This is a genomic window from Burkholderia sp. D-99 (assembly GCF_011605345.1).
In the GTDB taxonomy this organism is placed as follows: Bacteria; Pseudomonadota; Gammaproteobacteria; order Burkholderiales; family Burkholderiaceae; genus Burkholderia.
In genome coordinates this window covers 1-24,118 of record NZ_JAAOXM010000013.1, presented here as the reverse complement: position 1 = coordinate 24,118, position 24,118 = coordinate 1, and the positions used below count along the sequence as shown (strand labels likewise).

Annotated in this window: 16 protein-coding genes and 1 pseudogene; 6 read left to right on the top strand and 11 right to left on the bottom strand. The window is 65.1% G+C overall.

Annotated features, from left to right (window positions below):
• Nucleotides 1–42 precede the first annotated feature (42 nt).
• Both HAV18_RS32170 and typA read right to left on the bottom strand, forming a co-directional pair.
• Complete coding sequence (locus HAV18_RS32170) at nt 43–2,907, bottom strand: 2-oxoglutarate dehydrogenase E1 component (RefSeq protein WP_166964077.1); 2,865 nt, start codon at nt 2,905–2,907, stop codon at nt 43–45.
• Nucleotides 2,908–3,226: 319 nt separating this feature from the next.
• The gene (typA, locus tag HAV18_RS32165) at nt 3,227–5,053 is read right to left on the bottom strand and encodes a translational GTPase TypA (RefSeq protein WP_166964075.1); all 1,827 of its coding nucleotides are present in this window, start codon (nt 5,051–5,053) and stop codon (nt 3,227–3,229) included.
• A 328-nt stretch (nt 5,054–5,381) separates the two neighbouring features.
• Between typA and HAV18_RS32160 the strand changes: the two genes are divergently transcribed.
• The 4 genes from HAV18_RS32160 (at nt 5,382) to HAV18_RS32145 (ending at nt 10,312) form a co-directional block, all read left to right on the top strand.
• Nucleotides 5,382–5,873, top strand: a complete 492-nt coding sequence (locus tag HAV18_RS32160; RefSeq protein WP_011351804.1) for a MarR family winged helix-turn-helix transcriptional regulator — start codon at nt 5,382–5,384, stop codon at nt 5,871–5,873.
• A gap of 87 nt (nt 5,874–5,960) precedes the next feature.
• A complete protein-coding gene (locus tag HAV18_RS32155) occupies nt 5,961–7,457 on the top strand; it encodes an efflux transporter outer membrane subunit (protein ID WP_166964073.1) in 1,497 nt (498 codons plus the stop codon).
• Between the two features lie 52 nt (nt 7,458–7,509).
• Complete coding sequence (locus HAV18_RS32150) at nt 7,510–8,724, top strand: efflux RND transporter periplasmic adaptor subunit (RefSeq protein ID WP_166964071.1); 1,215 nt, start codon at nt 7,510–7,512, stop codon at nt 8,722–8,724.
• 28 nt (nt 8,725–8,752) lie between these two features.
• Nucleotides 8,753–10,312, top strand: coding sequence for a DHA2 family efflux MFS transporter permease subunit (locus HAV18_RS32145; protein ID WP_166964069.1), 1,560 nt, complete (start codon nt 8,753–8,755; stop codon nt 10,310–10,312).
• Between the two features lie 85 nt (nt 10,313–10,397).
• Here HAV18_RS32145 and truB read toward each other — a convergent pair whose 3' ends face one another.
• From truB to HAV18_RS32100, 9 genes are all read right to left on the bottom strand, one after another.
• Nucleotides 10,398–11,330: a tRNA pseudouridine(55) synthase TruB gene (gene truB / locus HAV18_RS32140; protein ID WP_166964067.1), complete on the bottom strand. Its 933-nt coding sequence runs from the start codon at nt 11,328–11,330 to the stop codon at nt 10,398–10,400.
• 13 nt (nt 11,331–11,343) lie between these two features.
• Complete coding sequence (gene rbfA / locus HAV18_RS32135; protein WP_166964065.1) at nt 11,344–11,739, bottom strand: 30S ribosome-binding factor RbfA; 396 nt, start codon at nt 11,737–11,739, stop codon at nt 11,344–11,346.
• Nucleotides 11,740–11,852: 113 nt separating this feature from the next.
• Nucleotides 11,853–14,786, bottom strand: a complete 2,934-nt coding sequence (gene infB / locus HAV18_RS32130; protein ID WP_166964063.1) for a translation initiation factor IF-2 — start codon at nt 14,784–14,786, stop codon at nt 11,853–11,855.
• 91 nt (nt 14,787–14,877) lie between these two features.
• Nucleotides 14,878–16,353, bottom strand: coding sequence for a transcription termination factor NusA (nusA, locus tag HAV18_RS32125; protein WP_166964061.1), 1,476 nt, complete (start codon nt 16,351–16,353; stop codon nt 14,878–14,880).
• Nucleotides 16,353–16,811 carry a ribosome maturation factor RimP gene (gene rimP / locus HAV18_RS32120; RefSeq protein WP_011351796.1) on the bottom strand — a complete coding sequence of 153 codons (459 nt, stop codon included), beginning with the start codon at nt 16,809–16,811 and terminating at the stop codon, nt 16,353–16,355. Before rimP ends, nusA begins: the two co-directional genes overlap by 1 nt.
• 459 nt (nt 16,812–17,270) lie before the next feature.
• On the bottom strand, nt 17,271–19,037 hold the full coding sequence (rluB, locus tag HAV18_RS32115) for a 23S rRNA pseudouridine(2605) synthase RluB (RefSeq protein WP_166964059.1): 1,767 nt from the start codon (nt 19,035–19,037) through the stop codon (nt 17,271–17,273).
• Between the two features lie 60 nt (nt 19,038–19,097).
• Complete coding sequence (scpB, locus tag HAV18_RS32110; protein WP_166964057.1) at nt 19,098–20,129, bottom strand: SMC-Scp complex subunit ScpB; 1,032 nt, start codon at nt 20,127–20,129, stop codon at nt 19,098–19,100.
• Nucleotides 20,130–20,401: 272 nt separating this feature from the next.
• Nucleotides 20,402–21,604: a pyridoxal phosphate-dependent aminotransferase gene (locus tag HAV18_RS32105; protein ID WP_166964055.1), complete on the bottom strand. Its 1,203-nt coding sequence runs from the start codon at nt 21,602–21,604 to the stop codon at nt 20,402–20,404.
• A gap of 58 nt (nt 21,605–21,662) precedes the next feature.
• Nucleotides 21,663–22,565, bottom strand: coding sequence for a LysR family transcriptional regulator (locus HAV18_RS32100; protein WP_166964054.1), 903 nt, complete (start codon nt 22,563–22,565; stop codon nt 21,663–21,665).
• 431 nt (nt 22,566–22,996) lie between these two features.
• Between HAV18_RS32100 and HAV18_RS32095 the strand changes: the two are divergent.
• Nucleotides 22,997–23,392: pseudogene (locus tag HAV18_RS32095) on the top strand (transposase); the annotation flags it as partial.
• Nucleotides 23,393–23,593: 201 nt separating this feature from the next.
• On the top strand, nt 23,594–23,845 hold the full coding sequence (locus tag HAV18_RS32090) for a hypothetical protein (RefSeq protein WP_166964051.1): 252 nt from the start codon (nt 23,594–23,596) through the stop codon (nt 23,843–23,845).
• The last annotated feature ends 273 nt before the right edge of the window (nt 23,846–24,118 follow it).

Genomic DNA, 24,118 nt, shown 5'->3' with positions numbered 1-24,118 from the left:
GACGGGAAAGCGCACTGCGCCTTCCCGTTTCGCTTCCGTCGGTTATTTCGCGATCGATGCGCTCTTCAAGCGGCCGAAAGCACCTTCGATGAGGGCCTTCTGCTGCTCGTAGTGCTTCGCGTAGTAGCCAACCGCCGGCGAGGCCGAAGCCGGACGGCCGCTGTATGCCAGCTTCTGCCCTTCCTTCATGCCTTCCTTCAGATGGTGCTCGACGTAGAACCAGGGGCCTTGGTTCTGCGGCTCGTCCTGCACCCAGACCACTTCAGTCGCGTTCTCGTACTTCTTCATTTCGGCTTCGAACTGCTTGTGCGCGAACGGATACAGCTGCTCGATACGGATGATCGCGACGTCGTTCGCCTTCGCTTCGCGGCGATGTGCGACGAGGTCGTAATACACGCGGCCCGAGCATGCCAGCACGCGCTTGACCTTCTTCGCGTCGATGCCGCCGTCGGTTTCGCCCAGCACCGGCTGGAACGAACCCTTCGCCAGTTCCGACAGGTCCGATACCGCTTCCTTGTGACGCAGCAGCGACTTCGGCGTCGCGACGATCAGCGGCTTGCGGAACAGGCGGATCATCTGGCGACGCAGCAGGTGGAAAATCTGCGCCGGCGTCGTCGGTTGAACGACCTGCATGTTGTGATCCGCGCACAGTTGCAGGAAACGCTCGATACGCGTGGACGAGTGTTCCGGACCCTGGCCTTCATAGCCGTGCGGCAGCAGCATCGTGAGACCTGACACACGGCCCCACTTCACTTCGCCCGACGAGATGAACTGGTCGATCACGACCTGCGCGCCGTTGACGAAGTCACCGAACTGCGCTTCCCACAGCACGAGCGTGTTCGGCTCGGCGGTCGAGTAACCGTATTCGAAGCCCAGCACGGCTTCTTCCGACAGCACCGAGTCGATCACCGTGAACTTCGCCTGGCCTTCCGCGATGTTCTGCAGCGGCACGTACGTGCCGTCGTTCCAGCGCTCGCGGTTCTGGTCGTGCAGCACCGCATGACGGTGCGTGAACGTGCCGCGGCCCGAGTCCTGGCCCGTCAGGCGCACCGAGTAGCCCGATGCGACGAGCGACGCGAACGCGAGGTGCTCGCCCATGCCCCAGTCGAGCGGCTGGTCGCCGCGCGCCATGTTGCGGCGGTCGTTGATCACGCGCTCGACGAGCGGGTGAACCTTGAAGTTTTCCGGGACCGTCGTGATGCGTTCGCCGAGGCGCTTCAGTTCGGCGAGCGGCACGGCCGTGTCGGCTGCGTCCGTCCACTTGCGGTTCAGGAACGGAACCCAGTCGACCGCGTACTTGCTCTTGTAGTTCGACAGGACCGGGTCGACCGTGTGGTGACCGTCGTCCATCGCCTTGCGGTACGCCTTCACGTAGCTGTCGGCGTCTTCCGCGGTGATCACGCCCTGCTGCACGAGCTTCTCGGCGTACAGCGCACGGGTGCCCGGGTGCTGCGCGATCTTCTTGTACATCAGCGGCTGCGTGACCGCCGGCGTGTCCTGCTCGTTGTGACCCAGCTTGCGGAAGCAGACGATGTCGATCACGACATCCTTGTGGAACTGCATCCGGTAATCGATCGCGATCTGCGTCGCGAGGATCACGGCTTCCGGATCGTCGCCGTTCACGTGCAGCACCGGCGCCTCGATCATCTTGACGACGTCGGTACAGTACAGCGTCGAGCGCGCGTCGCGCGGGTCGGACGTCGTGAAGCCGATCTGGTTGTTGATGACGATGTGCAGCGTGCCGTGCGTGCCGTAACCGCGCGTCTGCGCGAGGTTCAGCGTTTCCATCACGACGCCCTGGCCAGCGAAGGCCGCGTCGCCGTGGATCTGCACCGGCAGCACTTGCAGGCCGTCTTCGTCGCCGCGACGGTCCATCCGTGCCTTCGCGGAACCTTCGACCACCGGGTTCACGATTTCGAGGTGCGACGGGTTGAACGCGAGCGACAGGTGGACCGGGCCGCCTTCCGTCGACACGTCCGACGAGAAGCCCTTGTGGTACTTCACGTCACCTGCCGGCAGGTCGTCGACGTGCTTGCCTTCGAATTCGGCGAACAGGTCGGCCGGCATCTTGCCCAGCGTGTTGACCAGCACGTTCAGACGGCCACGGTGGGCCATGCCGATGATGATTTCCTGCACGCCGCGCTTGCCCGCGTGCTGGACGACTTCGTCCATCGACGCGATGAAGCTTTCGCCGCCTTCGAGCGAGAAGCGCTTCTGGCCGACGTACTTGGTATGCAGGTAACGCTCGAGGCCTTCCGCGGCCGTCAGGCGATTCAGGATGTGCTTCTTCTCGTCTGCCGAGAAGTTCGGCGTCGCGCGGGTCGACTCCAGGCGCTCCTGCCACCAGCGCTTCTGCTCCGGGTCGCTGATGTACATGTATTCGGCGCCGATCGTGCCGCAATACGTGTCGCGCAGCCCCTTGACGATATCGCGCAGCGAAGCCTGGTCGAAACCGAAATACAGGTTGCTCGCGCTGTATGTCTGGTCGAGGTCGCCTTCGGAGAAGTCGTAGAACGCGGGTTCGAGTTCGGGAATGGCGGGACGTTCGCGGCGCTTCAGGGGATCCAGATTGGCCCATTGCGAGCCAAGGAAGCGATAAGCGCTGATGAGGGACTGCACGTGAACTTGCTTGCGCGCCGCAGCAAGATTGGTGCTGCTTTCGCGCGGAATGAAGGCATTGGCCTTCGCACGCTCGGCAAACGATTCGACGATCGGAAAGTGGGCGACGTCATTGGCATTCGAACCGTCCGTTGCAGGCACATTCTGCAGCGCGTCGAAATACTCTCGCCAGTTCTCTGGCACTGACGCCGGATTGTTGAGGTATGCATCGTACAGTTCTTCAACGTACGAAGCATTGCCGCCGAACAGATAGGAGTTCAGCTGAAACTGCTTCATTACATCTGACATTTTACGCTCACCTTTCTTCGAGCTTCTCGAGAAATAGCGGGTTACTCAACCTTCCGCGACACGGCCTGACCGTTTAGCGGATTGCGAATCAAGTCTTGCTTGGAAGGACCTAAAACTTGCGTGCGCGCAGCATATCACAGAACCGATACCGAAGTTCACCGTGAAATGTGCCTGAAAGCACCGCGCGACGGGGTTTTGCCGGATTGCCACACCCCGCAGGAACAGTGTTTTGCAGGCAGCCCGATTGCACATCGCGCAGATGCAAAAAAGGCCGCCCCGAGGGCAGCCTTTTCCGTCACGATCGGGAACGTTCGAACGCTCAGTCGACCGCGCCTTCGCGGCTCGCGCGGCGACGCTCGTGCTCCTTCAGGAAGCGCTTGCGCAGGCGGATCGACTGCGGCGTCACTTCGACGAGCTCGTCGTCGTCGATGAATTCGACCGCGTACTCGAGCGACATCTGGACCGGCGGCACGAGGCGCACGGCTTCGTCGGTACCCGACGCGCGCACGTTGGTCAGCTGCTTGCCCTTGATCGGGTTCACGACAAGGTCGTTGTCACGGCTGTGGATGCCGATGATCATGCCCTCATAGAGCGCATCGCCCGGCTTCACGAACATGCGGCCGCGATCCTGCAGCTTCCACAGTGCGTAGGCCACGGCGGCGCCGTCGTCCTGCGAGATCAACACGCCGTTGCGGCGCTCGAAGACAGAACCGTCCTTGACCGGTGCGTACGAGTCGAAGATGTGGCTCATCAGGCCCGTGCCACGCGTGAGCGTCAGGAATTCGCTCTGGAAGCCGATCAGGCCACGCGCCGAGATCTTGTACTCCAGACGCGTGCGGCCGCGGCCGTCCGACGCCATGTCGAGCATCTCGCCCTTGCGGCGGCCGAGCTCTTCCATCACGCCACCCTGATGCTCGTCCTCGACGTCGACGGTCAGCAGTTCGTACGGCTCGTGCCGCACGCCGTCGATTTCCTGCATCACGACGCGCGGACGCGACACGGCCAGCTCATAGCCTTCGCGACGCATGTTCTCGACGAGAATCGTCAGGTGCAGCTCGCCACGACCCGACACCTCGAACACCGTTTCGTCGCCGGTGTCCTTCACGCGCAGCGCGACGTTGTGGTTCAGTTCCTTCATCAGGCGGTCGCGGATCTGGCGGCTCGTGACGAACTTGCCTTCGCGGCCGGCGAGCGGCGACGAGTTGACGAGGAAGTTCATCGTCAGCGTCGGCTCGTCGACGGTGATCATCGGCAGCGCTTCCGGCGCATCCACCGCGCAGATCGTCGCACCGATGCCGACGTCTTCAATACCGTTGATCAGCACGATGTCGCCCGCTTCGGCCGTTTCGACCTGCACGCGCTCGAGGCCCGTGAACGACAGCACCTGGTTGATCTTGCGGTTCAGCACGTCGCCTTCCGGGCCGAAGCGCATCGCGACGGGCTGGCCCGGCTTGATGCGACCGCGCGTGATGCGGCCGACGCCGATCCGGCCGACGTACGTCGAATAGTCGAGCGACGTGATCTGCAGCTGCAGCGGCGCGTCCGGATCCGCCGGACGGACCGGCACGTGCTCGAGGATCGCCTCGAACAGCGGACGCATGTCACCTTCGCGCGCGGCCGGGTCGAGCGACGCGTAGCCGTTCAGGCCCGACGCGTAGACGATCGGGAAGTCGAGCTGCTCTTCGGTTGCGCCGAGCTTGTCGAACAGGTCGAAGGTCTGGTTGATGACCCAGTCGATCCGCGCGCCCGGACGATCGATCTTGTTGACGACGACGATCGGCTTCAGGCCGAGCGCGAGCGCCTTCTTCGTGACGAAGCGCGTCTGCGGCATCGGGCCCTCGACCGCGTCGACGAGCAGCAGCACCGAGTCGACCATCGACAGCACACGCTCGACCTCGCCGCCGAAGTCCGCGTGCCCCGGCGTATCGACGATGTTGATGTGCGTGCCCTCGTACTCGACCGCGCAGTTCTTCGCGAGAATCGTGATCCCGCGCTCTTTTTCGATGTCGTTCGAGTCCATCACCCGCTCCGCAATCTGCTGGTTCTCGCGGAAGGTGCCGGACTGGCGGAGCAGTTGGTCGACGAGCGTAGTCTTGCCGTGGTCGACGTGGGCGATGATGGCGATATTGCGAAGGGCGCGGGTCATAGAAACCTGGAAATCGTTTGAACGCGCAAAAGCGCCCGCTCGTTTTTTCACGGGCGCGCGCATTGCAGCTTGGAAAGCCACAAATTATAGCACGTGAGAATGTCGAGAGCTGACGAGGTCGTTGCAACGCAATCGGCCGGCCGGCAAGCCCTCCCCTCGAACACGCCAATCGGTCGAAGCCCGCGTCGTCGGCGAGCGCAAAAAACCTTACCACGACAAGGGATTTCGGCGACACGAAGCGCGCCCTTTGCCGTTCGATTAACATTTGCCGCGGCAAGCAACTGTGCCTATACTGCTGCCTAGTCAACTATTGCAGCTTCAGGGTTTTATGTCGGATTCTTCTACCCAACCACCCGTTTCGCCGCTGTCGTCGTATCAGATGAACGACAGCGTCGGTTATCTGATGTCGCGCGTGAAGTCGGTGATGACCAACCTCGTCACGCAACGCACGCAGGAAGAGCTCGGCATCACGGGCACGCAGGCGAGCATGCTGTTCATGATCGCGGTCGGCAAGTGCTCGACGGCCGCCGAGCTCGCGCGCGAGTACGGGATCGACGCGAGCGCGGTCACGCGCCTGCTCGACCGGGTCGAGAAGCGCGGGCTGCTGTCCCGCGTCCGCAGCATCGAGGATCGGCGTGTCGTGCGACTCGAGCTGACCGACGAAGGCCGTGCGCTCGCCGAACGGCTCCCGCCGATTTTCCGCAGCGTGCTCGACCAGGTGCTGGACGGGTTTACGCCGGAAGAAGTCGGGTTCCTGAAGAGCATGCTGCGCCGCATTCTCAGCAACTATTGCGAGACTGCCGGCGGCAGCATCACGTAATAGTTGCCATAACAATTACTTTTGACAGATTAATGTAAGGAAATCCTTGCAGTGTCCATCATTCATTCCGAGTCAGGGATCAGCGCGATGAAATCCTCCCCGTTGTCCGTGCGCGCCGGGTCGTGCCGCGCCGCCGTTGCCGCCGCGGTCGCCGCACTGGCGCTGGCGGGCTGCGCGAATTACATCGGCATCAAGAGCGACAAGCAGATCGCCCCCGCGTCGCAATTCGAATCCGCCCAGAGCCTGCCGGCCCAGGGCGGCCAGTGGCCCGCGCTCGACTGGGCCGGCCAGTTCGGTGATCCGCAGTTGCCGAAGCTGATCGACGAAGCCCTGCAGGGCAGTCCGTCGATCGCGCAGGCGCAGGCGCGCATCGCAAAGGCGTCGTCGTATATTGAATCGTCGCGCTCGAACCTGATGCCGAAGGCGGAAGCCAGCTATTCGTGGACGCGCGAGCTGTATTCGGGGAACGCGTTGTTCCCGCCCCCGTACGGCGGCCAGTGGTACAGCGAGAACAACGCGCTTGCGAGCGCGTCGTGGGAACTCGACCTGTGGGGCAAGAACCGCGAACGTCTGCACACCGCCGTGTCGCAGGAAAAGGCGGCCGAAGCCGACATGCAGCAGGCACGCATCACGCTCGCGTCGTCGGTCGCACGCACCTACAACTCGCTCGCGCAACTCTATGCGCTGCGCGATATCGCCCAACGCGAGATCACCAACCGCGAGACGGTCGGCAAGATCACCGACGGCCGCGTTTCAGCCGGCCTCGACACCAACGTCGAACGCCAGACGGCCCGCGGCAATATCGCGACGACCCAGGCTTCGCTGTCCGATCTCGACGGCCAGATCACGACGGTGCGCTACCAGCTCGCGGCACTGCTCGGCAAGGGCCCGGATCGCGGGCTGCAGATCGCGGCGCCCGTGCTGAACCCGAACGGCGAAGTCGCACTGCCCGGCAACCTGCCGGCCGATCTCGTCGCGCGGCGCCCCGACATCGTCGCCGCGCGCTGGCAGGTCGAAGCCGCGATGCACGACGTGAAGGAAGCGAAGGCCGAGTTCTATCCCGACGTGAACCTCGCGGCCGGCTTCGGCTTCGATGCGTTCGGCTGGGGCAAATTCCTGAACTTCGCGAGCCGCCAGGCGCAGTTCGGGCCGGCGATCCACCTGCCGATTTTCGACGCCGGCGCGCTGCGCGCGCAGCTCAAGGGCCGCTACGCGGACTTCGACCTGTCGGTGGCGAACTACAACCAGACGCTGATCAGCGCGCTGAACGACGTCGCGACGCAGGTCGCGTCGATCCGCGCGGTCGATCGCCAGATGGGCGATGCGCAACGCGCACTCGACGCATCGACGCGCGCATATGACCTCGCGGTCATCCGCTACAAGGCCGGCCTGTCGCCGCAGCTGCAGGTGCTGACCGCGGACAGCAACCGCCTCGCATCGGAGCAGACGGTGACCAACCTGAAGATGCGCCGGCGCGACATGCAGCTCGCGCTGATCAAGGCGCTGGGTGGCGGGTTCGACGCGACCGGCACACCGCTCGCCGCGCCCGATGCCGACAAGCCGACAAAACAGGCCGCCAACTGATCCGGCGCCACCACTACGCAGACACTCGAAATAACGGACGGAGAAAATCGCCATGAGCGACCAACAAAACGCCGCCAGCGCGCAGCCGCAGAACAACGGCAAGCGCAAACGGATGATGACGCTGCTTGTCGCGGTCATCGTGATCGCGGCCATCGCGTATGGCCTGTACTACTTCCTCGTCGCCCGCTTCCATGAAGGGACCGACGACGCGTACGTGAACGGCAACGTCGTGCAGATCACGCCGCAGGTCACCGGCACCGTGATCGCGGTGAAGGCCGACGATACGCAGACGGTCAAGGCCGGCGATCCGCTCGTCGTGCTCGACCCGGCCGACTCGCAGGTCGCGCTGCAGCAGGCCGAAGCCAATCTCGCGCAGACGGTGCGCCAGGTGCGCGGCCTGTTCGTCAACGATGACCAGTACCGCGCGCAAGTCGCGCTGCGCCAGTCCGACCTGTCGAAAGCCGAGGACGACCTCCGCCGCCGCATGGCCGTCGCGCAGACGGGCGCCGTGTCGCAGGAAGAAATCTCGCACGCACGCGACGCCGTACGCGCCGCCCAGGCTTCGCTCGACGCGTCGCAGCAGCAGCTCGCGTCGAACCGCGCGCTGACCGCGAACACGACGATCGCATCACATCCGAACGTGATGGCCGCGGCCGCGAAGGTTCGCGACGCGTACCTGGCGAACGCGCGTAACGTGCTGCCCGCGCCGGTCACCGGCTATGTCGCGAAACGTTCGGTGCAGGTCGGCCAGCGCGTGTCGCCGGGCACGCCGCTGATGTCGGTGGTGCCGCTGAACGCAGTGTGGGTCGATGCCAACTTCAAGGAAGTCCAGCTCAAGCACATGCGCATCGGCCAGCCGGTCGAGCTGACGGCCGACATCTACGGCTCGTCGGCGGTCTACCACGGCAAGGTGGTCGGCTTCTCGGCAGGTACGGGCTCGGCATTCTCGCTGCTGCCGGCGCAGAACGCGACGGGTAACTGGATCAAGGTCGTGCAGCGCCTGCCGGTGCGGATCGAACTCGATCCGAAGGATCTCGACAAGCACCCGCTGCGCATCGGCCTGTCGATGCAGGTCGACGTGGACATCAAGGACGAACGCGGCGACCAGCTCGTTAACGCACCGAATACCGTCTACGAGACCAACGTGTTCGCGAAGTACGGCGACGAAGCCGACGCCGAAATCGCCCGCGTCATCGCCGAGAACGCAGGCGGCAACGCATCGGCGCCGGCCGCGGCGAAGTCGAACGCCGTCGCGAAAATGATGTAACCGTTCCGACTCCGGAAAGACAACCGACATGGCACAGGCTCCTGTCTCTCACCCGCCCTTGCAGGGCGGGAAGCTCGTGGTCGGGACGATCGCGGTATCGCTCGCGGTGTTCATGAACGTGCTCGACACGTCCATCGCGAACGTCGCGATCCCGACCATCTCGGGCGACCTCGGCGTGTCGTCCGACCAGGGCACGTGGGTCATCACGTCGTTCGCAGTCGCGAACGCGATCTCCGTGCCACTGACCGGCTGGCTGACCGACCGCTTCGGGCAGGTTCGCCTGTTCCTCGCGTCGATCATCCTGTTCGTGATCTCGTCATGGATGTGCGGGCTTTCGCCCAACCTGCCGTTCCTGCTGGCGTCGCGCGTGCTGCAAGGCGCGGTTGCGGGCCCGATGATTCCGCTGTCGCAAGCGCTCCTGCTGTCGAGCTATCCGCGCGCCAAGGCGCCGATGGCGCTCGCGCTATGGGCGATGACGACGCTGATCGCGCCCGTTGCCGGCCCGATCCTCGGCGGCTGGATCTCGGACAACTACTCGTGGCCATGGATCTTCTACGTCAACATCCCGGTCGGCATCGCCGCTGCCGCCGCGACGTGGACGATCTACCGCAATCGAGAGTCGGCCATACGCCTCGCACCGATCGACGGCGTCGGCCTCGCGCTGCTGGTCATCTGGGTCGGCTCGCTGCAGGTCATGCTCGACAAGGGCAAGGATCTCGACTGGTTCGCGTCGACGACCATCATCGTGCTCGCGCTGACCGCCGTCATCGCGTTCGCCTTCTTCGTCATCTGGGAATTGACCGCCGAGCACCCGGTCGTCGACCTGTCGCTGTTCCGCATGCGGAATTTCACCGGCGGCACGGTCGCGCTGTCGATCGGGTACGGCCTGTACTTCGGCAACCTCGTGCTGTTGCCGCTGTGGCTGCAGACGCAGATCGGCTACACCGCGACCGACGCCGGTCTCGTGATGGCGCCGGTCGGGTTGTTCGCGATCCTGCTGTCGCCACTCACCGGGAAGTACCTGCCGCGCACCGATCCGCGCTTTATCTCGACGGCGTCGTTCCTGACGTTTGCGCTGTGCTTCTGGATGCGGTCGCGCTACACGACAGGCGTCGACGAATGGTCGCTGACGCTGCCGACGCTCGTACAGGGCATCGCGATGGCCGGCTTCTTCATCCCGCTGGTATCGATCACGCTGTCCGGCCTGCCCGGCCACCGCATTCCCGCGGCATCGGGCCTGTCGAACTTCGTGCGGATCATGTGCGGCGGTATCGGCACCTCGATCTTCCAGACGGCCTGGGACCATCGCAACAACCTCCATCATGCGCAACTGGTCGAGCAGACGAACGTCTACAACCCGACGTTCAACCAGGCCGTCACGCAGATGGGCAACCTCGGACTGACGCAGGACCAGGCGCACGGGCTGATCAACAACCTGGCCACGCAGCAGGCCGCGCAGCTCGGCGTGAACGACCTGTTCTACATCTCGGCGGCGATCTTCGTGCTGCTGATCGGGCTGATCTGGATCACGAAACCCGAGCGCTCAGGTGGCGGCGATGCCGGTGCCGCGGCATCGGCTGCACACTGAACACGCAGCCTGAACGCAAACAAAAAGCCCGGTCGACTTCGACCGGGCTTTTTTAATCCGCCGGGAGCGCGTTCGCGCGGATGCGTCAGGCCGCCGTGACGACGAGCCGCTCCGGTGCCAGTACGCCGCTTGCCTTGCGGGCCACGCCGAGCAACCGAGTCGCATCATAGACGCGCACGCGCCCGCCTTCGGCCGCATCGATCGGATCGAGCGCCGACAGCGGCAGACGCTGGCCGTGCAGGAACCGCTTCGCGCTCGTTTCATCGAGGCGAACCAGCGGAAACGTCGACAGCAACGCATCGACCGGCTGGAGCCACGCATCGCGCGACGCTTCGTCGGCCTCGGTCAGCGCTTCGAGCGTCACCGCATGCTCGAGCGTCAGCGCACCGACGCCCGTGCGGCGCAGCATCGTCAGATGCGCACCGCAGCCGAGCGCCTCGCCGATATCCTCCGCCAGCGTGCGCACGTAAGTGCCCTTGCTGCAGGTCACGCGAAACGTCACGTCGGGCAGGTCGCACGCGAGCAGGTCGAGTGCGAGGATCGTCACATTGCGGCCCTCGCGCTCGACGGTTTGCCCCGCGCGCGCATATTCGTACAGTGGCTTGCCATCGCGCTTGAGCGCCGAATACATCGGCGGCACCTGCACGATCTCGCCGGTGAATCGCACGAGCGCGGCTTCCACTGCCGCGCGATCGCATTCGACGGGCCGCGTGTCGATCACCTCGCCTTCCGCGTCGCCGGTGGCCGTACGCTGGCCGAGACGCATCGTCGCTTCGTAAGTCTTGTCCGCTTCGAGCAGATCCTGCGAGAACTTCGTCGCCTCGCCGAAGCACAGCGGCAGCAAACCCGTAGCCAGTGGATCGAGCGTGCCGGTGTGACCGGCTTTTTTCGCGAGCAGCAGGCGCTTCGCGCGAATCAGCGCATCGTTGCTCGAGAGGCCGATCGGCTTGTCGAGCAGGAGGACGCCGTCCAGCACGCGCCGGGGCACGCGCGGACGTTGGGATGCTGCAGTCGTCATAGGCCGGTCGAGCTCAGTCGTCCTTGGTGTCCGCGTCGGCCTCGTCGTCCTTCGCGCGCGTCGAGTTCGCTTCCTTGATCAGGCGCGACATTTCCACGGCCTTTTCGATCGTCTGGTCGTAGTGGAAATGCAGCGTCGGCACCGTATGGATGTGCAGGCGCTTGAACAACAGGTTGTGCAAGTGACCCGACGCGTGATTCAGCGCTTCCTGCGTCTTGGCCGGATCGCCGGTCAACGCGGTGAAGTAGACCTTCGCGTGCGCATAATCCGGCGTGAGTTCGACGCTCTGGATGGTCACGATGCCGACGCGCGGGTCCTTGACCTCGCGCATGATGAGTTCGGACAGATCGCGCTGAATCTGATCGGCGATCTGCACGTTGCGATTGGGGGAAGTACGTTTCCTGGACATGATCGATCCGTGATCCGTTTATCAGGATGAAGCGGCGGCCAGTATTGGCACGCCACCATGAAATGGGCGGGACAGGCCCAAGCCTGCCCCGCCCATGAGCCGATGCGCGAGGGTTACAGCGTACGCGCGACTTCGGTCACTTCGAAGACTTCGAACTGGTCGCCTTCGACGATGTCGTTGAAGTTCTTCACCGACATACCGCACTCGAAGCCTTGCTTCACTTCCTTCACGTCGTCCTTGAAACGCTTCAGCGATTCGAGTTCGCCCGTGAAGATCACGACGTTGTTGCGCAGCACGCGCACCGACGACGAGCGCTTGACGATACCGTCCGTCACCATACAGCCGGCGACCGCACCGATCTTCGGCACCTTGAAGACCTGGCGCACCTCGACCATGCCGGTGATGACTTCGCGCTTCTCCGGCGCCAGCATGCCCGACATTGCCGCCTTCACCTCATCCACTGCGTCGTAGATGATGTTGTAGTAGCGGATATCGATGCCATTCGACTCGGCCAGCTTGCGCGCCTGTGCATCCGCACGCGTGTTGAAGCCGATGATGACAGCCTTCGATGCCGTTGCGAGGTTGACGTCGTTTTCGCTGATGCCACCCACCGCGCTGTGCACGATCTGCACGCGCACTTCGTCGGTCGACAGCTTGAGCAGCGACTGCACGAGCGCTTCCTGCGAGCCCTGCACGTCCGCCTTGATGATGAGCGGCAGGTTCTGCACTTCGCCTTCGCCCATCTGCTCGAGCATGCTTTCCAGCTTCGCGGCCTGCTGCTTCGCCAGCTTCACGTCGCGGAACTTGCCTTGACGGAACAGGGCGATTTCACGCGCCTTGCGCTCGTCCGGCAGCACGATCACTTCTTCGCCCGCGCCCGGCACTTCCGACAGACCCTGGATTTCGACCGGGATCGACGGGCCGGCTTCCTTCGCCGGCTTGCCGTTCTCGTCGAGCATTGCGCGCACTCGGCCGTAGGCCGTACCCGCCAGCACGATGTCGCCGCGGTTCAGCGTACCGGACTGCACGAGGATCGTCGCGACCGGGCCTTTGCCCTTGTCGAGCTTCGCTTCGATCACGATGCCCTTGGCCGGTGCTTCGACCGGCGCCTTCAACTCCAGCACTTCGGCTTGCAGCAGCACGTTCTCGAGCAGATCGTCGATACCCGCGCCCGTCTTGGCCGACACCGGTACGAACGGCGAATCGCCACCGTACTCTTCCGGCACGACGCCTTCCGCAACCAGTTCCTGCTTGACGCGATCGAGGTTCGCGTCCGGCTTGTCGATCTTGTTGATCGCCACGACGATCGGCACACCACCCGCCTTCGCATGGGCGATGGCTTCCTTCGTCTGCGGCATCACGCCGTCGTCGGCTGCCACCACCAGCACCACGATGTCGGTCGCCTTCGCGCCGCGTGCACGCATTGCCGTGAACGCTTCGTGACCCGGCGTATCGAGGAACGTGATGACGCCACGCGGCGTGTCGACGTGATAAGCGCCGATGTGCTGCGTAATGCCGCCCGCTTCGCCAGCGGCAACCTTCGCGCGGCGGATGTGGTCAAGCAGCGAGGTCTTGCCGTGGTCGACGTGACCCATGACCGTGACGACCGGCGGACGCGGCAGTTGCTCCGCATCGGTACCCGTTTCGCCTTCGACGAGCAGTGCTTCCGGATCGTCCAGCTTCGCGGCAACCGCGCGGTGGCCCAGTTCCTCGACGATGATCATCGCCGTTTCCTGGTCCAGCACCTGGTTGATCGTGACCATCTGGCCCATCTTCATCATCACCTTGATGACTTCGGAGGCCTTGATCGACATCTTGTGCGCGAGATCGGCAACCGACACGGTTTCCGGCACGTGCACTTCACGGACGATCGGTTCGGTCGGCGCCTGGAACGTCGAGCTGTCCTGATGACGGCCGCGCCCCTTCGGGCCGCCGCGCCAGCCGCGGTCGACGCCGCCGCTTGAATCGCCGCGCGTCTTGATGCCGCGGCGCTTCGACGCATCGTCCTGCCAGCCGCCCTTGCCTGCGCCCGGCTTCTTGTTGCGGTCGCCCGCGCCTGCCGGCGCTTGCGTCGTTGCCGGTGCCGCACCGGCCGGCTTCTTCACGGCCGGACGCGCCTGCGCACCTTCCGGCTTTGCCGGCTTGTGCAGCGTGCCCTTCGCTTCGGCCGGCTTCGGCGGTTCGACCGGCTTCGGCGGCTCGACTGCCTTGACCACGGCCTTGCGCGGCGTGTTCATCATTTCGCGAATCGCGCGCGCTTCGGCTTCTGCCGCCGCACGACGCTTGCTGATCTCTTCCTGCTCGGCGCGCGCCTTGTTCGCCGCCTCGCGGGCAGCGTCTTCAGCCTTCTTCGCCGCTTCGCGCTGCGCCGCACGTTCGGCGGCTGCGCGCGCTTCGTCCTGCGCGGACTGCGCGGATTGCGCCGATTGCGCAGTCTCCGCTTCCTGTTCGGCTGCAGCAGCCTGCTGCGCGGCTGCCTGCTGCTGTGCCGCCGCAGCTTCGGCCGCGGCACGCTTCGCTGCCGCTTCTTCCTCGGCGCGACGGCGCTCGGCTTCAGCCGCTTCCTCACGGGCACGACGTTCCGCTTCGTCGCGCTCGAGGCGTTCTTGACGCTCGCGCAGTTCCTGCGCCTGCTTCTCGAGCAGCTCGGCCTCGCGGCGCGCTTCTTCTTCACGACGCTTCAGTTCCGCATCGTCGTCCGCTTCGGCGACCTGTGCCTGACCCTGTTCCGCACCTTCGGCCACGTCGTCGCGCTTGACGAACGTACGCTTCTTGCGGACCTCGACCTGAATGGTGCGAGCCTTGCCCGTCGCGTCAGATTGCTTGATCTCCGACGTATGCTTGCGGGTCAGCGTGATCTTGCGCTTGTCGCCGTCGGTTGCGCCGTGCGACTTGCGCAAATGATCGAGCAGACGCGCCTTGTCCGTTTCGGACAGCGCATCGTCTTCACTCGCTTTCTGGACGCCCGCTGCCTGCAGCTGTTCGAGCAGCACACCAGCAGGCATTTTCAGTTCCGCGGCAAATTGGGCTACGTTGTTACTCGCCATTCATTCCTCTTAGTGCAAGGACCGATTCCTTGCGGTTAGCATCGGGTCAGGCCATACGGCCGCCATCAAATCAGTGCGCCATGGTCATTTCTCACTGGAACCAGTGTTCACGTGCTTTCATGATCAACGCCTTAGCGGCATCCTCTTCCATCCCGGTCATGTCGACCAGTTCATCCACAGCCAACTCGGCGAGATCGTCGCGCGTCTGCACGCCGTGTTCGGCCAGCTTCGCGAGCAACTCCGGCGTGATGCCGTCGAGGCTCTTGAGATCCAGCGCTGCGTTCTCGACCTTTTCTTCGTTCGCGATGGCCATCGTCAACAGCGCGTCGCGTGCGCGGTTGCGCAGTTCGTGCACGGTGTCCTCGTCGAACGCTTCGATTTCGAGCATTTCGTTGAGCGGCACGTAGGCGATCTCTTCCAGGCTCGTGAAGCCTTCGTCAATCAGGATGTCGGCAACTTCTTCGTCGACGTCGAGACGCGCCATGAACAGCGCACGCAGCCGGTCGCGCTCTTCACCCTGCTTCAGGGCGGACTCGTCCGGCGTCATGATGTTGATCTGCCAGCCGGTCAGTTCGCCTGCAAGGCGAACGTTCTGACCGCTGCGGCCGATCGCGACAGCCAGCTCGTTCTCGTCGACGACGACGTCCATCGAGTGCTTTTCTTCATCGACGACAATCGACTGGACGGCTGCCGGCGCGAGCGCGCCGATCACGAACTGGGCGGGATCCTCCGACCATAGCACGATGTCGATGTTTTCGCCACCGAGCTCGTTGCGCACAGCCTGCACGCGGGAACCGCGGATGCCGACGCAGGTGCCGATCGGATCGATCCGCTTGTCGTACGCGATGACGCCGATCTTCGCGCGCACGCCCGGGTCGCGGGCAGCCGCCTTGATCTCGAGCAGGCCCTGCTCGATTTCCGGCACTTCCATCTCGAACAGCTTCATCAGGAACTCGGGCGCCGTACGCGACAGCTCGATCTGCGGGCCGCGCGCGGTGCGGTCGACCTTCGCGATGTACGCGCGCACGCGGTCGCCCACGCGCAGGTTTTCCTTCGGGATCAGCTGATCGCGGCGCAGCAGCGCCTCGACACGGCCCGATTCGACGATGAAGTTGCCCTTGTCGAGGCGCTTCACCGTACCCGTCATGATCTTTTCACCACGCTCGAGGTAGTCGTTCAGGATCTGCTCGCGCTCAGCGTCGCGCACCTTCTGCAGGATCACCTGCTTCGCGGCCTGCGCGCCGATGCGACCGAATTCGATCGACGGAACGGGTTCCTCGACATACTCGCCGACTTCGACGTCGGGCTTCTGCTCACGTGCTTCGAACAGCAGGATCTCGCGATCCGGCTCCTGCAAACCCGCCTCGTCGGGCACGACGAGCCAGCGACGGAAGGTTTCGTGCTCGCCGCTTTCGCGATCGATATGGACGCGGATTTCGGCGCCTTCGTCGAACAGCTTCTTGGAAGCAGATGCGAGCGCGGCCTCGAGGGCGCCCAGCACTACATCCTTTTCGACGTTTTTCTCGCGCGCCAGCGCATCCACCAGCATCAACACTTCGCGACTCATTATTTGCGGCTCCTAAAGTCAACTTGCGGAATCAGGCGGGCTTTGTCGATATCGGCCAGCGTGAAATCCAGCATGGCCGCCTCGCCCTTCTTCCCTTCAAATTCCAAACCGATCGTTTCGCCATTCGGCGCGTGCAGAATGCCCCGGTACGTCTTGCGCCCGTCCAGCGGCTTTTTCAAGGTCACGGAAACTTCGCTGCCAGCGAAGCGCTCGAAGTCGGCCAGCTTCTTCAACGGGCGGTCGAGCCCCGGGGACGAGACTTCGAGCCGTTCGTAATCGATGTTTTCGACCGTCAAGACGTGCTGGAGCTGACGCGTGACCTTTTCGCAATCTTCGAGCGAGATGCCGGCAGGCTGATCGATATAGATGCAAAGCATGCCGCGCCCGGTGCGCTCGAGATCCACCAGCTCGTAGCCGAGCCCGGTGACCGTGGTTTCTATCAGTTCCGTCAGTTGCACTGTGTCCTCTCAGGTGTTCGCGCCCGCCGCTCGCGATTACACCCGCGGGCGCGCGCCTTAGCCGGCGCAGGAAGCGCTACCCGAGATGCCTAACCGTTTCAGCAAAAAAAAATGGGCGGAACGCCCATCTTCTTACTGGTGGTCGCACCTGAGCCGCACATTGAATCCGTACGCCCAGCGACTCCGCGATTATAGCGATTTTTGGCGCAAACGCCAAGCCAGCCGGTAAAAGCAGCGTGTCGCCCGCCTTTACCGACCCAAAAATCCGAAATCGGGTTATCCGATCAGCCAGCACCATCCTGCCAGGCCGGAGATCGGTCATGCCGGCTGCGATGCAGCGGCACGCGACATATATATAGTCGAAAGCGATCAACGCGATACGCCGTGCCGGCAAAATCGGCGGGATGCCGATCGGGCCGGCACGCCGGCGGCTTTGCGCCGCCGCGCGCCAATGCGCGGTTAGCGGCTGCGCGTACGGCTGCGCTGCGGGCGCTGGCCGCCGCGCGGACCGCCGCCACTGCCGGCGCCTTCAGCCCGATTGCCGTTCGGATTGCGATTGCCGCCACCCTTGCTGCCGCCGCGCTTGCCGCCCGCGCCTTCGCGCTTGGGGCCCGCGCCGTACGATGCGCGATTGCCGTCGACATCACGGCCGCCGCCTGCGCGGTTGCCGTCGCGGCCGCCCGTACCCCGGTTGCCATCACGACCACCGCCGGTACGGTTACCGTAGCCCGACGGCGAAACCGGCAGGCTGCCGTAGCCGCTCAGGCCCGGCAGGCCCGGCGCGCCGCGACGGCCGCCGCCGCGACGCGGCTGGTCAAGCTGCCCGTGCGTCGTCAGCACCGGCTCACGACCGATGAAACCCATCGACGTCTCCATCGGATCGGGCTGGCGGCGCTCGGTCTGGCCGGCACCACCGCGCTTGCCCTTCTCCTCGGTCGGCGCCTTCAGGCCGACGGTCGCCATCAGCGTGCGCACTTGCGCGTCGTCGAGCTCTTCCCAGCGGCCGCGCTTCAGGCCGCGCGGCAGCGGGATCGGGCCGTGACGCGTACGGATCAGGCGGCTCACCATCAGGCCGACCGCCTCGAACATCCGGCGCACTTCGCGGTTGCGGCCTTCGGCCAGCGCGACGTGATACCAGTGGTTCGTCCCTTCGCCGCCGCCATCGCGGATGCGCAGGAAATTCGCCGGACCGTCATCGAGCTCGACGCCGTGCAGCAACTTCTGCCGCATCCCTTCCGCCAGCTCACCGACGACGCGCACCGCATACTCGCGCTCGACGCTGTAGCGCGGATGCATGAAACGGTTCGCGAGGTCGCCCGAAGTCGTCAGCATCAGCAGACCTTCGGTATTGAAGTCGAGGCGGCCGACCGCAAGCCATTTCGCCGTCTTCATCGGCGGCAGGCGATCGAACACCGACGGACGGCCTTCCGGATCCGCGTGGCTGACGATCTCGCCAGTCGGCTTGTGGTACAGCAGCACGCGCGGCGGCTTGTTCGGCAGCTTGCGCTTGACCGGCTTGCCGTTGATCCGCACCTGATCGGTCGGCATGATGCGCTGCCCGATGTGCGCGGGCTCGCCGTTCACCGACACGCGGCCGGCAACAATCAACTCTTCCATTTCGCGGCGCGAGCCCATGCCCGCCTCCGCCAGCACCTTGTGAAGCTTCGGCGCGTCGTCGTCCGGCGACAGCACGCGCTTGTTGGCCGGCTGCTGGTTGCGGCCGCGACGCAGCATCGGCGCTCGTACACCGCTACCGCCCGCGGAATTGTCCGCGTCGAATGCCGGGGACGTCACGTAGGCGAACAGTTCGTCCTCGGACGCGTCGCCTTCCGCCTTCGCCGCGCCACCTTCAGTCTTCGATGCGCCGCCGCGACGGCCCTGGCTACCCTGGCCGCCCTGGGCCTTGGCCGCACTCTCGCGCTTGCCGGCCGGCTTGCGGCCGCCCTTGGCCGCACCTTCCTTGCGCGGCGCACGCGCCGGCTGCTGCGCTTCAGCGGCTTCGGCCGGCTGCGCGTCAGCACCTTCACCGCCCTGCGGCTCGCCTTCGGCGCCCTTCGACTTGGCTGCCGCGCGACGCCGCGCGATCAGGCTGCGCGGGCCTCGCCGCAGACCGCGGCGGGGACGCTCGTCGCCACCCTCGGCCGAAGCGCCCTGCTCCGGTGCATCGTCGGCACGCGCTGCCTGCACGGCAGGCGCGGACGACTCAATATCGTGGATATCTGTCAAAACAACCTCAAAATGTCAGGTCTCGCGCCCGGCGCGGGCGCGGCAAGAAGTTGGCCGCGATCAGGCGCGACGCTGTTCAGGTTCTGCTTCGTCGTCCGGCAGCGCGTCGGCACCGATGGGTGCACTGGCGCTTCGTACGGCATCGGCGAGACTGTCGGACGTGTCGTCCAGCATCTCGCCGTCCGCAGGACGGGAACGGGGGGCGTCGGCTTGTCCAGCCTCGCCGGGCATGTCGCCGGCCGCTTCCGCTCCGTCTCCGGCAACCGCTTCGGCAGCCGGCTTGCGATCTTCCTCGCTCCAATCCGCACGCAGCGGTTCGGGCTGCACACCGGCCGGCACTGCTTCGGCACCAGCCTGCTCCAATTGTTCCGTTTGCCCGCGATCAGCATCGAGCGTATCGCGGCTCGCGATTTCCTGCGTCGACACGACGTCCGCCGCGAAACCACCCGGCAATCCTGCCGACTGGTCGACGGATGCCTCGCCCGCCTGCGGCGCGTCGCCCGCTGCATCTTCGGCAATCGCCATGTCCCCATCGAAATCCATTGCCTGCTGCGCCAGCAGCGCGGCCTCGATGTTCGCTGCCGGCTCTTCGAGCGCAGGCAGGTCGTCGAGCGCCTTCAGGCCGAGGTCGTCGAGGAACTGCTTGGTCGTCGCATACAGCGCCGGGCGCCCCGGCACGTCGCGATGACCGATCACTTCGATCCAGCCCCGATCCTCGAGTTGCTTGACCACCTGCGTATTGACCGTGACGCCGCGAATCTCTTCGATGTCGCCGCGCGTGACGGGCTGCCGGTACGCGATGATCGCGAGCGTTTCGAGCACCGCGCGCGAATATTTCGGCGGCTTCTCGGGATGCAGGCGATCCAGATAGTGACGCATCGCCGGCTTGCTCTGGAAGCGCCATCCGGTCGCCAGCGCCACCAGTTCGACGCCGCGGCCGGACCAATCCTGTTTCAGATCTTCGAGCAACGTGCGGACCGTGTCAGCCGACACGCCGTCGGCAAAGAGCTTGCGCAAATCGCCGAGCTTCAGCGGTTCCTGCGCGCAGATCAAAGCAGTCTCGAGGACGATCTTCGCCTCTTGGGTATTCATGCAGCTAGGCCAGACCCTGTGGTCAAACGAACCGGATCAATAAACAGACGAAATGAACGGAAGACGCGCTCGCCCGATTCTGATCGGTCATATTGATGGGAGCACGAACCGGGGGCGGCGAACCAACTTCAGGTCAGGCCCAAACCGGACGGAACAGCACGGCTCAACGACGGAACCGCGTGACTGAGCGCCATATTACGCAAAATTGCCCGGTGCGTAAAGATGAGCCGAACGGGTTGCCGCCAGCGCGCCGATTCCGCTCCGGCCCCGCTTCAGCGGGCGCCCGCTCCGCGCTCGAGGAACCGGCGCAGCCGCTCGACGCCCGCGTCGAGTCGTGCCGGATCGCACGCGTAGCACCAGCGCACGAACCCCTCCCCCTCCGGACCGAAGGCGCGGCCGGGCGCAAGGCCGAGCCCCGCGTCGCGCACCAGCGTCTTGCAGAACGCCAGGCTGTCGGCCGCGCCCGGCAGGCGCAGGAACAGGTACATCGCGCCCGGCGGTGGCGGCACCTCGACACCCGGCAGGGTGCGCAGCGCGGCAACCAGGTGATCGCGCGCGTCGCGCAGCGCCGCGACGAACGACCGCACGAACGGCTCGCCATCGCGCAGCGCGACTTCACCCGCGGCCTGCACGAAACCTGGCGCACACGACGTGTTGTATTCGACGAGCTTCGACAGATCACCCATCACCGTCGCCGGCGCGATGAGCCATCCCAGGCGCCAGCCCGTCATCGCCCACGCCTTCGAAAATGAATTCACGACGACGACCCGTTCGTCGCGCGACGCGATGTCGAGGAACGATGGCGCGCCGCCCACGCCGAACGCGAGCCGCTCGTACACCTCGTCGGCAACCAGCCAGATGCCGTGGTGGCGGCAATGGGCGAGCACGGCTTGCTGGTCGTCGCGCGACATCGTCCAGCCGGTCGGATTGTTCGGCGAATTGATCAGCAACACCCGCGTATCGGGCGTCAGCGCCGCAAGCAGCCGCCCGATATCGAGCTGCCAGCCCGCATCGCCATAGCCGAGCGGCACGCATTCGACCTGCGCCCCGAGAATCTTCGGAATCTCGACGAGATTCGGCCACAGCGGCGTAACCGCGACGACGCGCTCGCCCGGACCGACCAGCATCTGTGCGGCCAGCATCAGCGCGCTCACGCCCGAACTCGTCACGGCCACGGTGTCGGCCGCCGTCGCACCGTGACGGGCGCTGACGTAGGCCGCAATCGCGTCGCGCAGCGGCGCGGTACCGAGGTTGTGTGTGTAGAAGGTTTCGCCATCGCGCAGCGCCGCCGCAGCGGCATCGCGGATGAAGTCCGGCGTTACGCGGTCGGATTCGCCGAACCAGAACGGCAGCATGCCCGGCACACCAAAGCCGGCGTTTGCCACTTCCCGGATCAGCGACGGACGCAACGCGTGCACCGCGTCGCGCGCCGCGGGCGCGCTGGCCACCGGAAGAGAATCATCGTAATGCGCCATCGAGAACCACCTTCAAGGAACACGATCCGCGTAGTGTACCGGCGTGCCTCGGTGCGCGTCAGTCGAGGTCCTCCGCCCTCGCCGGCATCTGCCGCACGAGTTCCCAGATCGCCTGCGCAGCCGGCGACAACGACCTGTCGCGGCGGCGCACCAGCTCGACCGTGCGTTCGGTGCGCGGCGTGAGCGGCCGCGCGACGAGCGTCGAGCCGGCAGGTAGCGGCAGCGACAGCCACGGCTGCACGCTCACACCGACGCCGGCCTCGACGAGCCCGAACACGGTCGCCGAATGCCCTAGCTCCTGCATGACCGTCGCGTTGACGCGATGGGCGGCCAGCGCCGCATCGATCAGCGGCCGGCTTCCCGACGCATGATCGAGGAGCACGAGGCGCTCGCCGTCCAGCGCCGTCCAGGGCACCTCGGCACGCGCCGCGAGCGGATGGTCGGCGCGCGCGACAAGGCAGAACGAATCGGTCATCAGCGGCTCGCAGACGAGATCGGCAATCGTGAGCGGCCCGATCACGACGCCGAAATCAACCTCGCTCGACTTCACCTTGCGCAAGACGTCGCTCTGCACGTCGTCGCGCAAGCCCAGCGTCACGAACGGGAACTGGCGCTCGCACGACGCGACCACGCGCGGCATCAGCCGGCATGCGATCGTCGGGCTGGCCGCGACGATCACGCGCCCCCGGCGCTGCTCGCCGATCTCACGAATCTCGCGCAGCGTGTCGTCGAGATCGTCGAGCAGACGAGACACGCTCGCGATCAGGTTCGCACCGACATCGGTCAACTGCACGTCGCGCGTCGTGCGGTCGATCAGCTTCAACCCGAGCTCGGCCTCGAGCTCGCGCACGCAGCGGCTGACCGCGGACTGCGTGAGCCCGATTTCGTCGCCCGCGCGACTGAAGCTCTTGAGCCGCGCGACCTCGATGAAGACGCGAAGCTGGCGCAGCGTGACGTTCATTTCCTGACCTCATCAATCGGCGATATCGATGCGCGATTTTAATGCGCGAATCCGGCCTCGATGTGCGAATCAGGCACCCGCCTCACATGTTTCGCTGCGGTGCAATACATACGCGAACGCACGTGGCGCGGGCGAACTGCACAAGATTGGTGATTGTCCCGATTTGCTGGCGGGTTATTTTGGCGTCTTATACGCCCCTAGCTGACTTAGCCGTTAGCTCGCTGCCAAGCGGCTCTCGAGGGAATTACCTCCGACATGGCACGCTTCGTGCATAACCTGGCGCACAGGGCGCAGGTTTCGTCGGACGGAAGAGCAGAAACGCCGCTGCCGGCCAACCGGACGCCCCCACCCGGCACTCGACGATCGAGTGCTTGAAGAGTGCGCGGCGCAGGGCAGCGCACCGGAGTTAGCTTCGCTGAGGTGAGGACATGATGCTGTTCGACGATTTGAGAGATAACGAGTGGGCGCTGGTCGAGGGTCTGTTTTGCTCGGAACCCGCACGGAGTGAGCGGCGCGGCCGCCCCCGCGTGGAAGCCCGCTCGGTGGTGAACGCCGTGCTGTGGGTGCTGTCGACGGGCGAAGGCTGGTCGAAGCTGCCGGGCCGCTATCCGTCGCCGCCGACTTGCCGCCGTCGCTTCGACGAATGGCAGGCGGACGGCACGCTCGCCGAAATCGTGAAGCGACTCGGCACGAGCGGCCGGCAGATCTCCCTGCGCGGGCGCATCGGTGCAAGCGCTGCGAAGCCGCCCGCACCGCCGAGCCGCGACCGGCTGCGCGGCGCATTCTGGACCAATCCGGAATCCTGGCGCGCGCCCGTCAAGATGGCGTAACGAATGCTCGATCGGGCGGCTTCGGCCGCCCGGTTTCATTCTGCGACGCGGCCTGTTCGCGACGCCCGCGTTGCCGTCGATTACCGCTGTCGCACCGCGATACATCTATTTACCAATATTTACAGCAAGCCTGCACTCCCACGCTTACCTTAGCGACATATCAACAGGCCGCGTCGACGGCTTGAAGGGAGCCCCGCCATGAAACCAATGTCACTGCTCGTTGCATGCGGCATTGTCATTTCCCTGGCGTTGTCCGCTCCAGCCCACGCCGACGATCGCGCGAAGCCGCCCCATCGCCAGCAGGACCACCGGAACACGCTCCGCCAGCCGCCGCCCGCCAACCCGCCCAGTCGGCAGACCGTGCCGCGCGGAGACCTGCGCGGCGACATCGCCAGCAATGCGCGCGCGCGCACCGGCTCGCAGCCGTTGGACGCACCGCGTCATCCGTAGTCCTGCCAATTTCAGGATTTCGCCAAAGAAAATGCCCGCCGCCGGGAACTGCGCCGCATGCGACGAGTCACAACGTTGCCATGAGCACAGCGTGGCAACAGCAAAAGTATCCGGTACGCCCGTATCCTCGTGATACGGGCTTTTTTTTGGTTCATCGCAGGAAACCGTGGAGCCTTGGAGAGCGATTGCGTAACCTGATGCCTGACTTTATGGAGGTCAGGAGGCAGAATTGCTCGATCGCAAGGCACTTCAGGCACTGGGTTGCTGGACAGG